Source organism: Rhodococcus rhodochrous (assembly GCF_014854695.1).
Lineage (GTDB): Bacteria > Actinomycetota > Actinomycetes > Mycobacteriales > Mycobacteriaceae > Rhodococcus.
In genome coordinates this window covers 4,439,762-4,452,395 of record NZ_CP027557.1, presented here as the reverse complement: position 1 = coordinate 4,452,395, position 12,634 = coordinate 4,439,762, and the positions used below count along the sequence as shown (strand labels likewise).

Below are 12,634 nucleotides of genomic sequence, written 5' to 3'. Positions count from 1 at the left end.
CACACGGAGGTCATGACACGTTCTACCGGCCACAATGCGGTGTCCATTCGGACAAAGGGGTATAACACTCCGGATGTGATGTCGGTTATGATTCGCCCGGTACATGGGGTTCGCATGTGGGCTGTACGCGTCGGGGGACGTAGAACTCCAGGTCAATACAGCAGAATGGGGGCGTCTTAACAGGCGTGCGCCATGTCACAGAACGGAAAAAGATGAAGCTGAAGAAGCTTGCCGCTGTGGCGACGATGACGATCGCCGCCATGGGCATCACCGCCGGTACCTCGTATGCGGCGCCCGCTGCGCAGGACGAGATCAACTACGAGTCCAAGGTCGAGGGCGACTCGGTGGTCACCGTCATCGACGCCGGCGAGTTCCAGGTCTCCGGGGACGGCGAGAGCGTCGAGCTCCAGGACAACGCCGGCAACACTGTCCTCAGCCTGCCGCTGGCCATTCAGCTCGGCGATCTGCAGCTCCCCTTCGAGCGTCAGATCAGCGAGGACGGCAAGACCCTCACGCTGACCCCGGTCACCGACCTGTCGAAGGCCACCCCCGTCGCCCCCGAGGACAAGGTCGGCGCGAGCCTCACGCCGGTCGCCCTGAAGCTGACCGATGTTGCTTCGCCGGACGAGAACCTGAAGGCTCAGCAGAATTTCGCGTCGCAGCTGGGTATCGCGACCGCGGTCGGCGGCCTGGCCGGAACCATCATCGGAGCCGTGGTGGGCGGTCTCGGCCTGCTCGGTGGCCCCGTGGGTCTTGCTTCCATTCCTCTGGGCGCAACGGTCGGTGGCATCATCGGCACCATCGTCGCGGGTGGTCCCACGCTCGCGATCGCGGGCATCGGCCTGATCCAGACGCTGGCTGCGCCTCCGGGCACCACGGTCTACGCCAACTGATTCCAGTCGGGTAGGCATTCGAACTCGAACGGCCGCCGTAAGGACATGCTCCTTGCGGCGGCCGTTCTGTTTCCGCTCTGGAGCCTCACCGGAAAAGGCCCTGTCCAAGAAAGATCGGACAGGGTCTCCAGCTCGAACCGGACCTAGGCGGAGCCGAGCAGCAGCCGGCTGCCGTAGGTGAGGATGTCCCAGATGTAACCGAAGATGTCGAAGCTGGTCATCAAGAGTTCAGTGCTCAAGTGAAGTCCTTTCAGGGGATGGCGCTACCGGCCAGGGTGCGAGGATCGTAACCTACGCTAAACGGACATTGGGAAGCCAGGTCCCGGAGGTGGTTAGGTTCACCTAGGAAATGCAGCTCGCGGGCGCTTTCCGAAGCGGATTCAGGGGCATTTCCGAGGGCCCCTGGAGGCATCCTCCGAACGCCCGACGAAGGGCTGTTCCACCGCCTTCTGCCGCCGGTCGTTGTGGTGCAGGAGAACCGCCCCGAACCTGCGCCGACCGGCACGGCCGTACGCCCCTCCGAACGCCCCCACGAACGACGAAGGTCCGCTCCCCGTAGGGAACGGACCTTCGTGACGTTCTGGTCGATTACCAGGTGCGGACCTTCAGGCCCGGGTTCTCCGCCAGGACCGTCTTGATCGGCGTGGCGAACAGCTCGGGGCTCTCACCGAGCAGGCCGCTGACGAACCCGGCGATCTCGCACATGCCGTACTGGCCGACGTTCGAGGCACTGGAGATGCCGAGGGCGAGGGTGCCGGTGACGAGGGTGCCACCGCTGTCGCCCTGCAGGGCACACAGGTTGGTGGAGAAGCCGTTCTCGAGCACGCGGTGGCCGATCTCGACGTTCTGGCCGGTGGCGGTCACGACGCCGCAGCTGTAGCCGGTGCGCAGGCCCGACTTGCAGACCGGGGCGCCGACGACGGGATCCGCGATACCCGTGATGGGCAGCGGAGCGGCGAACGGAACGCGCACGCCGTTGTTCTCGAAGCGACCCGCGGCATCGGAGGTGGGGCGGATCAGCGCGTAGTCGCTGCCGTCGAGCACCGTCTTCTCGAACGAGCCGAGGTGCTGGCCGAGGTTGTCGCCGATGAGCTGGTGGACCTGGGAGGCCCACCGAGTGCCGGCCTGCGCGCGGTTGGGGTCGCAGTGGCCGGCGGTGATGTTCACGGGCTGTCCGCTGCCGTCCTCGCCGTTGAAGCCGAGCGAGCAGCGCAGGCCCTCACCGGCGCCGAGCGCGGCGTAGGCGTCGCCACCGAAGAGGGCGTCGGGGGCGTCGAGGCCACCGGCGATGGGCTGCAGGTCGGTCGCGCCCTCCGGCGTCAGCTCGGCGGGAGCGAACAGCACGCGCACCCCGTCGAGGAAGTCGGGGAGCTCGACACCGGACACGTTGTCGGTGCGCACGACGACGTCGTTGTTCACCACGTCGATGGCGATACCGCGGATGACGTCGGCGACGGCGGGCGGCTGGGTCTCGAGCCAGTCGCCCAGCGCGCCGAGCTGATCTTCGAGGGCGTCCTCGCTGCGCTCGGTCTCGGCGACGGTGAATCCGGCATCCTCGGCGGCCTTGCGGGCCTCCTCGAAGCCGTCACCCTCGGTGAGGCCGACCGTGGCGGTGCCCTGGTCGTCCAGCCACACACCGGCGAAGACGGCTTCGAACTGCTCCCGTGCCTTCTCGGCGAACGCGGCGAGATCCTGGCTGCGCTGCGCATCGGCGAGGAAGCGCTCGGCATCGATGTTCAGGTCGCGCTGCAACGCCTCGACGAGCTCGGCCGGCAGAGACGACGTCTGCGCGGGTTCGGTCTCGGGTTCGGCCTGCGCGATGGCAACGGCAGGACCGAGGAGCAGCAGTGCGGCCGAACCGATGACGGCCGTCCGACGTGCGAAGGTGCGTCGCATGGATACCTTTCTCGTTCCTTCACGCATGCACGCGCGAAGGCGCCGTTCCCCCGCGGATCGGCGTCCGTCCGATCCTAAGGGGTGAGCGAGGAAGTACATAGGTACTTCTCGGTTACGGATGAGACTCGTGTGACTGTTGTGACGAACGGACCGGACGGTTCCGGCCGTTATGCCGGGTTCGCCGCAGTACGGACCCGGGTGCCGGTGGCGTTCTCGATCTCCTGGATCGGAATGCCGAGGCTGGAGGTGCCACCGTTGGGCGCGAGTACCAGGTTCGCCTCGACGCAGTTCGGTGCGCCGGCGCTGTTCGATCCGCTGATCACGCCGAGGGCGAGGGTGCCGGTGACGATGGCGCCACCGCTGTCACCCGCGAGGGTGCAGGCGGAGGTCGCGAAGCCGCGGATGGTGCTCGAGAAGCCCGAGTCGTAGGTCAGCTGGGTCTCGATGCGATCGGCGACGACGAGGCCGCACGTGAACGACGAGGATTGGCCCGACTTGCAGACGGGCGCGCCGACGACCGGAACGGCCGTGCCGGTGACCGTGAGGGTCGAACCGTTGCCGCCGCGGACCGACGGGCGGTCGAGGCCGGCCTCGACGCCGGCCTCGTCGAGAGAGACGATGCCGTAGTCGAGGGTGCTGTCGGTGCCCACCGTGGACTCGGTGAACTTGCCGATCCGCACGCTCTCGTCGATGTTCGCGCGGTTGGGCAGGTAGACCGTCGAACCACCGTCGGCACGGGCGACCGCGTCGCAGTGACCGGCGGTGAGGTTGACGGCGTTACCGTCGGCGTCGACACCGTTGAAGCCGAACGAGCAGATGCCGATGCGCTCGATGGGCGTGGCGCGGACGTCGCCGTCGGCGGTGATGTAGGTGTCGCCACCCATCGGGGCCGGATCGTTCGGCGGCATGCCCGGCGACAGCTGGACCTGCACGTTCGCGACCAGCGACGGCAGGTTCAGTGCGCGCCCGATGGGCGAGTTCACGATGTCGAGGACGATCTGGTTGTTGAGCACATCGATCGACGCGGAGTTGATCTGCGACGACACCTCGCGCGGGAGTCCCGCCACCCAGCGGTTCAGTTCGGCGAGGGCCTGCTCGAGTCCGTCGGCCGAGACCGGCGCGACCGTGGCGTGGAAGCCGTCCTGCGCAGCGCGCTCGGCGGCCTCGCGATTCGTGACGGCGATGACCGGCTTGCCGTCCTCGCCGAGCCAGGCACCGGCGAACTCGGAGGGGTGCTCGGAGCGGAAGTCGCGGGCGTAGTCGCCGAGCTCCTGCGCGCGGGCGGCACGATCGAGGTACTCCTCGGGGGACAGACCCAGGTCGCGCTGGATCGCCTCGACGAGTTCGGCGGGAAGTTCAGCGGAAGGCAACTGTTCGGCGGGCGCGGCACTCGCTGTGGCGCTCAAGGGCACTGCCAGCAGAACCGCGGAGGCCGCTGCGACTGCGACGCGGCGGGTGGTGGAACGGACTGCGGCGCGCGACGCCGACGAGAGACGCATGGAGGCCTTTCATGTGTGCTCGATGTGCTCTTGAACAGGTGCTTCGTGGAATCGGCGAGCCGACCCGCGGGACAGCCTACGGGACGGCCCGGCGACCGCCGATAGTGCCGTAGGTCACCACCCGGATACCTGCTCTGTCTAGTTGCCGGTCTCAGCGTCGGTGGGCTCCACGGTCGGCGTCTGCGTCGACGTCGGTTCCTCGGAGGGCTCGGGATCGGTCGTGTCGGTTGCCGGCGGCGTCGTCGTGGTGGCGCTACCACCGCCTCCGCCGCTGCCTCCGCTACCGCGTCCGCCACCCGAGGAATCATCGGGCTGGTTCCGCCGCGACCAGCCGGTGCTCGACGTGGTCGAGGACGTGTCGGACGTGCTCGAGGTGGTCGAGCCGGGCGACGACGACGAAGAAGAGGACTGTTCGCTCGTGCCGGTGGTGGGATCGACCCAGGTCTGTTGCACGACCGGCGGAGCCACCGGGACCGTCTGCTCGGCGGTGGCCGGCTCGGTCGATTCCTCGGTGGTGGTCTCCTCGGTGCTGCGGGGAGCCGGTGTGGGGCGCGCCTTCGAGGTCGTCGTGGTCGTGGGTGCGGTCGGGGTCTCGGCGACCTGCGTGCCCGCGGTGGCCGTCGGGGAGTCCCGCAGCCCGAACACCAACGCGCCGATGCCTACGAGCAGCGCGATCGCCGCAGCCGCCGCGATGGCCGTGACCTTCGACGAGCGACCCGAGGGCTTCTCGTCGGCGACTTCTCCGGCCGCGACGGCGGCGACCGTCGCCTTCGACGTGTTCGCTGCGGGCGTCGCGACGGCAGCGGGCGTGGCACCCGGAGGGGGAGTCGCCGTGATCTTCGAGATCACCGCGGTGATCTCGGGGTCGAGTTCGCTGCGTCGCGGTTCGGCGAGCTTGGCGGTGGGCAGGATCTGCGTCGAGCCGAGGAGGTCGACCGAGCCGGCGGCCGCCGCGAGAGCGGCGCCACGCACCATCGTCTGGTGCGGCTCGGGCGCCAGGGCGCACCGCACGCCGAGTCCGGTCTTCACCGACTGTGCGACGAGCTGCGCCGCGCTCGGGTCGACCGCTTCGTCGATCGTGACGACGATGGCGTCGAGGTTGCTCACGAGCCAGCCGAACGCGCCGAGCGCCGACGAGAGCTGCGCGGCGACCGACGGAGCGTCGTCCTCGGGGAATCGGAAGGCCTTACCCGCCGCGACTCCCGAGCGCACGAGCGTGACGGTCGAGCCCTGCGGGTCGATGTGGTAGACCGCGACGAGCCGCCCGGTCTGGTGCGCGACCTGCGATTCGAACCATGCCGCGGCGGCCTCGGCGTCGGAGACGAGCGAGACATGACGCAACCCGACGTAGTCGAGGGCGTTGCGCAGTACCGCGACCGTCGAGCTCGGCCAGTCGGTGGGGTACGTCGCCACTGCGGTGTACGGGGTGTCGCCGATGAGAGAGGCTGCGTCGGCGAGGAGGCATTCCATGGCCGTGGCGACGAGGTCTTCGGCGCGGGAGAGCGAACCGTCGTTGGCGCGGACACCACCGGAGTGGCCGAGACGATCGACGAAGCCTGTGAAGGAACTGGTGTGCCCGTCGACGACGTCGTGGTCGCCCAGTGTCGCGGTGCCGTCGGAGTGCAGGTGGACGGCGGTGAACCGCTCGATCGGTGCGGGGTCCGGCCGTCCCGGCGTCGGTGAGGTGACCGCAACCGACGACACGGTGGTCCCCACCCTCAGGCCTACGCCTACGGACATGCCGGCTTGCCTCCATTCCGGTCGGAGTGTGTGTGACGGGGTACATCTGCGCCGTGCCCCATGGCCCGGAGCAGTGACAGGAGCTCCGAGCGGGAACCGGCACCGAGTCGGCGCCGGATACGGGCGACATGATGTTCCACGGTCTTCGCGGAAATGTACAGGTGGTTTCCTACCTCTCGGTAGGTGAGGCCCGAAACAACCAGGTCGGCCACCTGCGCCTCGCGCTCCGACAGTGCACCCGGCTTCTCCCGTGCACCGAGGGGGGATTCGTCCGGACCGCCCGGGGGAGCGTCGGGGGCGATGTCCACCGGGGCGCGACCGGCCGGACCGTCCTGCCGGATCGTCCGCGCGACCTGCAGTAATCCGGTGGCGACGGTGGTGTCGTCCGTCCGCAGCGCTGCTTCTCCCGCGAGCTTCGCGCCGTCCCACGGAAGACCCACGGACGCGAGGGACTCGGCCGCCTCGCGGATGCGCACCGCGTCGACCTCACCGCGCAGCACCGAGAGCCATGCGTGCCCGGCCCGCGCGAGCACCGCGGCGTACGCGGTGGTCTCCGCGGCCAGGGCCAGCGCGCGGGCGTGCGGGACGAGGTCGGCCGGACGGTCCGCGGCGATCGCGGCCTGCACCCCGTACCAGTGCAGCGCCGCACCCCACAGCGGTGGCTCACCGAGGGTGGTGAGCAGTGCGCGGGCAGCGGCGACGAGATGCGCGACCCGCGCGGACTCTCCGAGTCGGACGGCGGCCAGCCACAGTTCCCCCAGGGGCAGCAGCCCGAACAGGTCGACGGAATACTCCGCCACCACCGACTGCGCGGCCTGCCACCGCACCGTCAACGCTCCGAGGTCGGCGTTCCGTCGCGCCAACCCGACCTGCAGGGCATGAAAGAAGAGGAGGTCGCGCTGCCCGGTCACCTCGGGAGCGACGGCCTCGGCGGTGGCCGCGGCGGCTGCGAGATCACCCCCGAGCATCTCGGTCCACGCCACCAGGATGCGATTGCGCACGGTGGGCGTCTCCGGACGGTCGAGGATCGCGCGTGCGTGCCGGAGTTCACCCGAGTGCAGACACAGCAGTGCGGCGACGGCGTCGACCGTGTCGGGCCAGGCGCGCAGCGACCCGTCGGAGCCGAGGCTCGTCAGGGCGCGGGCGAGGCGGTTCATTGCGATCCGGCCGTCGCCGCCGACGGATTCGCGCAGGCCCTGCTCGAGCAGTCGCGCGGCGGAGGCCGACGAGGTCGGCGCACCCGATGTGGCGGCATCGCGGAGATGTTCTGCGGCCGAGGGGCGACCGGCGGCGAGCAGCACGGTGGCGGCGAGGGGAGCGTCAGTACCGACCCGGTCGGGGCCGAGCCATTCGAACAGGTCGGCACTGCGGTCGAGCATGCCACGATGTGCGGCGATGCTCGCGGAGATCCGGGTGGCGGCGCGCAGGTCGTCGACGTCCGCGGTGTCGGCGCGGTCGAGCAACCGGTCGGTGATCTGTTCGGCTCGCTCGAGATCCCCTGCTGCGAAGGCGACTTCGGCTCGTCGCACCGCAAGGGTCGCTGGATCGGCTCCCGCGGGTACGGCGGCGTCGAGGAGTTCGGCGGCTTCGCGCGGTGCCGCGTCGGCCGCGAAGGCGACGAGCCGATCGGCGAGGTGCGGGTCGGTGAGACCGATCGTCGCGAGACCGCGGGCGAGATGCGGCGTCAGCGTTCCGGCATCGATGCGGGTCGCGAGGAGACGACGCGCGACGGCGAACAGGTTGTGCCTCCCCAGGACGCCGGCGGGCACACCGCTCGCCCCGGTGGTGAGGCTCGCGGCATCCGTGCCGAGCAGGCCACTCGCACGAGCGGCATCGACGAGGTCGAGGGCACGCTCGACAGGGATGTCGAGTACGGCGGCGAGTTCGCCGGGATCGAGCGCGGCACCGAGATCGACGAGCGCCAGGGACGCGGTGAGATCGAGATCCGCGAGGAGCTGCCGACGGATCGCCTCCTCGACGACCCGCCGGACATCACCCTCCGTCCGCACGGCCTCGAAGGCGGTGTCGACGAGATGCGGTACGCCGCCCGTGAGGCGGTGCAGGGCACGGATCTGGGGCGGTGCGAGCCGGAGCTCGAACGACGCCGCGCGACCGGCGATCTCACGAGGCGTCCACGAACCCAGTTCCACCACCGTCCCGTGTCCCGCGAACGCTGCTGTCAGCGAACGCATCTCGGCTCGGTGCGGTCGGGCTTCGGTGGCCACGACGATCCCCGTCGGTGCATCCCGGATGTGGTCGACGAGCTCCTGCAGTTCCGCGGCGGTCATGCGGTGTGCGTCGTCGACGATGCGGGCATCGGCGAGATCGGTGCGGAGCGAAGCGAGTACGGCGGACTTCCCGGTTCCGGTGCCGCCGACGAGCAACAGTCGCGGGGAAGCGGCCACGGTCAGGGCGCGCGTGACCTCCCGGGGGATCGGGCGTCGGGGAGGAGCGGGAGCGGACGTCATCGGATCGGTCAGCGCTCGGTTCCGAGCAGTCCGCCGACGACCTGCCCCGTGCCGTCGAGGACACCACCGACCACGTTGCCGGTGCCGTCGAGCACCCGGCCCACGCCGTTGCCGACACCCTCGACGACCGCGCCCGCACCTTGGCCTGCACCCGACAGGGCGTCGCCGACGCCGCTGCCACCCGTGCTCGGCGCGGTCGGTTGCGGGGCCGGCTGAGGAGCGGGCGCCGGGGCCGGGGCGGGAGCGGGTTGCGGTGCCGGCTGGGGTGCCTGCGTGGTCTCCCCGGGTGTCGCCGGCGCAGGTGCGGTCGGGTCCGGTGCAGGTACAGCGCCGGTGGGTGCGGCACCGGAAGCGGGCGTCGCGGCGGCCGGGACAGCGGTCACGGTCCCGTCCGGACCTTGCACCCGGACCGGGACGACGGTTCCCGACTCGGACGGCTGCGCGCCGGTCGTGCCGGGGACGGCCGTACCGGGGACGCTCTCGGTGGTCGTCGGGTTCCCGGCCACGACTTCGCTCGACGGACGTACCTCCGAACCGGGCGTCTCGGCCTCCGACGACAGGGTGCCGATCGCCAGTCCGCCACCGGCGAGGACGACGACGGCAGCGACAGCGGCACCCACCAGCGTGAACGAACGGGCACGGGCGCGTGCAGGGGTGCCGGTCGCGGTGTCGACGACCGCCGGCCGGTGCGCGGCAGCGACCGGCTGCGCCTCCGCGGCGGACACCACCGGCAGCGCGACGGTCTCGGGCTCGTCGTCGACGGCAGGTGCAGGAGGCGCCACCGGGGCAGCCACAGTTGCGGCACCTGCCTCGGCCGCTGCGAGCGCGGCTCCGTGCGCGGCGGTGAAGGCCGGTCGCGCCGACGAGACGATCGGCAGACCCAGCTCCGACGAGATCAGTTCGGCGACGAGCGGGGTGGACGAGCCACCACCGATCAACAGCACGCGTCCGATGTCCGAACGATCGAGCCCGGCCCCGCGGATCGCGTCCTGCACCACGGCGAGTGACGCCTCGAGCGGTTCCCGGGCGAGTTCCTCGAACTCGCTGCGCACCAGACGCAGGTCGCGGTGCAGGCCGGGCAGCGCGACCGGCACCACCGTCTCGGTGTCGCTGGACAGCGCTTCCTTCGCCGCGCGGCACCGGGAGCGGAAGTCGGCGAGTGCCGTGACGGTCTCGGAATCGAACGGATCGAGGCCGGCTGCGTCCTCACCGAGCGTTCCCAGCAGATAGGTGGTGACGAGGTGGTCGAGGTGATCGCCGGAGACGTCGTCGCTGCTCAGCGGTCGGCCCAGCAGCGTCGGGTGGGCGCCGCCCTGCACGACGGCGACGTCGAGGCAGCGCGCACCGAGGTCGTAGACCACCGTCACGTCGTCGCCCAGCGGCCCGTGGATGGCGTCGAGCCAGCGCACCGCCGCGATCGGTTCGGGGATCGTCCGTGCGGTCACTTCGGCGCGGACGAGTGCCGCCTGCAGGGCCTCGACGGTGTGCGCCGACCACGCGGCGGGATGCGCCAGCATCGTCGGCACATCGGAGGTACCGGTGCGGTACTGCAGGCAGGCCACGGTCGACGCGACGAGATCCTCACCGAGGTAGGTGGAGCCGTCGTCGGCGAGGATGCCGACCGGATCGCCGACCCGGGCCGCATAGCCGGAGAACACCTGCGTGCCGGGGATCGGGGCACCGGCGCCGAGGACGGGGGCCCCGCCCTCGGGGAGGTGGAGTTCGGTAGGAATCGACAGAACGCTGGGATCGCCGGATCGGGGCTGGTCGAGCACGGTGAGGGCCACCGAGTTGGCCGCCCCGATCGTGACGCCGAGTCCTGAGTACATGCACGCTCCCGGGTTCTGGGCGGACATCGGTCCGCGTTCTCGTTCCATCGTTCGGTCTCGATGAGCCTGTCGTTCCCACCCCGTGACCTGTTAGCTCCCACACCGCCCACCTGCCCGATCGTGGGGACGATCCCCTAACGGCCCCGATGCCCCCGCACCCCGATCCCCTAACGGGCGACGGCAGACAGGGGGCCGCACCCCCTGTGCCCATGACCCGCGGATTCGTAGCGTCGTTCCCAGATCCCGACGACTCAGGAGACACGTGATGGCCACCAACGCCGTACTCGACTTCATCCTCGGCCTGTTCCGCGACGAGAAGGAACTCGCCCGGTACTGCAGCAACCCCGAGGCCGTCCTCGCCGAAGCCGGACTGGACGACGTGTGCCACGCCGACATCGTCGCCGTCGCCCCGCTCGTTGCGGACAGCGGTCTGTTCGCCGGGACCGCCGCCGAACTGACCGCAGCGCTGAACGGTGCGGCGAACGTCGGAGCGTCGATCGCCGGTACCGCCGCGGCCGGCCTCGGCGGAGCGGCAGGTCTCGGTGGAGCAGTGGGCCTGGGTGGCGCTGCCGGCCTGGGCCTCGGTGTGGGTGCAGGCCTCGGTGGGGGCCTGGGTCTCGGTGGCGGACTGAACCTCGGCGGGAGTGTCGGCGCGCAGACCGGGATCGTCGCCGACCTCGGTGCGCAGCTCGGAGCGGCACTCGAAGCCGGTGGCGAGCTCGGTGCTTCCCTGGGTGCTGCGCTCGGTGGTGCACTCGGCGCGGGTCTCGAACTCGGTGGAGACCTCGCCGTCGGGGGTGCTCTGGATGTCGGTGGTGCGCTGGCCGGGGCGCTCGAAGGCGGTCTGGGCCTGGGCGTCGGTGCCGCCGCCGATCTCGCCGCCGCGATCGACGCTGCCGTCGAGGCATCGGGCGGTCTCGGCGCCGACCTCGCGACCACCCTCGAAGGAGCCCTGGGTATCGGCGGGACGCTCGGCGCCGACATCGGGCTCGCTCTCGGTGGCCTGCTGGAATCGGCCGTCGATGCCGGTGGTGCTTTCTCGACCGAGCTCACCGCGGCCCTCGACGGCGGTGCCGAACTGGGGGTCGCGCTCGGCACGACGCTCGATGGCGTTCTCGGCGTGGGCACGGAACTGACCGGCGCGCTCGGCACGAGCCTGGGCGGCGTCCTCGGGGGTGTGGTCGATCTCGGGGCCGGACTGGGAACCGACCTTTCCGCCGGTCTCGACGCCGGCGTGGGCGCGACCCTCGGGCTCGGTGCGTCCCTCTCGGCCCTGCTCGGAGCGGGTGGCGGAGCTGCGGCCGATCTCGGTGCCGCGCTCGGGACCGTCATCGAGAGCAGCGCGCAGGGAGGCTTGCTCGGCGGCGTCGACCTCGACGCGGTCCTCTCGGGTGGTGGCGAGATCGACGCGGAGGCCGGAACGGGCATCGAACTCGGCACGCTGGTCGGCGGGGTGCTCGGCGGCGCGCTGGGCCTCGAGACCACCGCGACCACCGAACTGTCGTCGGCGTTGAACGTCGCCATCGGATCCACCACGGGTATCGGCGCGACCGTCGATTCGACCGTGCAGGTGGGGACGAGCCTCGGAACGGATCTGTCGTCCGTCCTCGGCTCGACCTTCGCGACCGGCGGTTCGGCCGGCGCCGAACTCGGTCTGCAGCTCGGCAGCGCACTCGAGACTGCCGCAGGGTCGGTGCCCGTCGATGCGGGTGCCGATCTCGGCACGCAGCTCGCGACGACGATCGGCGGCAGCCTCGATGCCGGTGCCGAAGCCACCGGTCAGTTGGGTTATGCCCTCGACGGTGCGCTGGACGCGGCGGCGGAACTCGGGGCCGGAGTGAACGTGGGAGCGGACCTCGGCGCGGCGATCGACTCGGGGATCGGCGCGGCCGGTGGACTGGGAACGTCGGTCGACCTGGGTGCAGCCACCGACTTCGAAAGCGCGCTGGATCTCGGTGGTGCAGCAGACCTGGGCGCTGCCGCCGACCTCGGTGTCTCCGGCGGTCTGGAGAGCGCAGCCGACCTCGGTGCCGAACTGTCCACGCAGGTCGATACGGCCCTGTCGGGCGGTGCGGAGAGCTGGGCGTCGGTCGGTGAGGACGTCTTCGGCTCCGCCTCGGGAGCTGCGGGACTCTTCGGCGAGGGCGTCCTCACCGCGACCTCCGGTCTCGGCGGCGGCCTGTTCGCCGGCACCGGTGGCGACTCTTCGCTCGGTGTCGCCGACTCCACCGACCTCGACGGACTGCTGCCCTGACCGCAGCGGTGCGGGCTCCGGGACATAATGGCCGGAGCCCGCACCGATGGAAGGC

General features: G+C 70.8%; 7 protein-coding genes. 2 read left to right on the top strand and 5 right to left on the bottom strand.

The window, feature by feature from the left end; genetic code table 11:
- Positions 1-212: 212 nt before the first annotated feature.
- On the top strand, positions 213-893 hold the full coding sequence (locus C6Y44_RS20550; RefSeq protein ID WP_159417585.1) for an ammonium transporter: 681 nt from the start codon (positions 213-215) through the stop codon (positions 891-893).
- A 588-nt stretch (positions 894-1,481) separates the two neighbouring features.
- Here the strand turns inward: C6Y44_RS20550 and C6Y44_RS20545 are convergent.
- The 5 genes from C6Y44_RS20545 to C6Y44_RS20525 all read right to left on the bottom strand — a co-directional run bounded on the left by C6Y44_RS20545 (position 1,482) and on the right by C6Y44_RS20525 (position 10,325).
- Complete coding sequence (locus tag C6Y44_RS20545) at positions 1,482-2,789, bottom strand: S1 family peptidase (RefSeq protein ID WP_085469143.1); 1,308 nt, start codon at positions 2,787-2,789, stop codon at positions 1,482-1,484.
- A gap of 167 nt (positions 2,790-2,956) precedes the next feature.
- The gene (locus tag C6Y44_RS20540; RefSeq protein ID WP_085469142.1) at positions 2,957-4,288 is read right to left on the bottom strand and encodes a S1 family peptidase; all 1,332 of its coding nucleotides are present in this window, start codon (positions 4,286-4,288) and stop codon (positions 2,957-2,959) included.
- A gap of 138 nt (positions 4,289-4,426) precedes the next feature.
- A complete protein-coding gene (locus C6Y44_RS20535; RefSeq protein ID WP_225623624.1) occupies positions 4,427-6,028 on the bottom strand; it encodes a hypothetical protein in 1,602 nt (533 codons plus the stop codon).
- Positions 6,019-8,496 (bottom strand): LuxR C-terminal-related transcriptional regulator, encoded by a 2,478-nt coding sequence (locus C6Y44_RS20530; RefSeq protein ID WP_159417586.1) that lies wholly within the window; start codon positions 8,494-8,496, stop codon positions 6,019-6,021. Before C6Y44_RS20530 ends, C6Y44_RS20535 begins: the two co-directional genes overlap by 10 nt.
- 8 nt (positions 8,497-8,504) lie before the next feature.
- Complete coding sequence (locus tag C6Y44_RS20525) at positions 8,505-10,325, bottom strand: Hsp70 family protein (RefSeq protein ID WP_225623623.1); 1,821 nt, start codon at positions 10,323-10,325, stop codon at positions 8,505-8,507.
- Positions 10,326-10,590: 265 nt separating this feature from the next.
- On the opposite strand from C6Y44_RS20525, the gene C6Y44_RS20520 reads away from it, so the two are divergent.
- Positions 10,591-12,579 carry an IniB N-terminal domain-containing protein gene (locus C6Y44_RS20520; protein ID WP_159417588.1) on the top strand — a complete coding sequence of 663 codons (1,989 nt, stop codon included), beginning with the start codon at positions 10,591-10,593 and terminating at the stop codon, positions 12,577-12,579.
- Positions 12,580-12,634 lie beyond the last annotated feature (55 nt).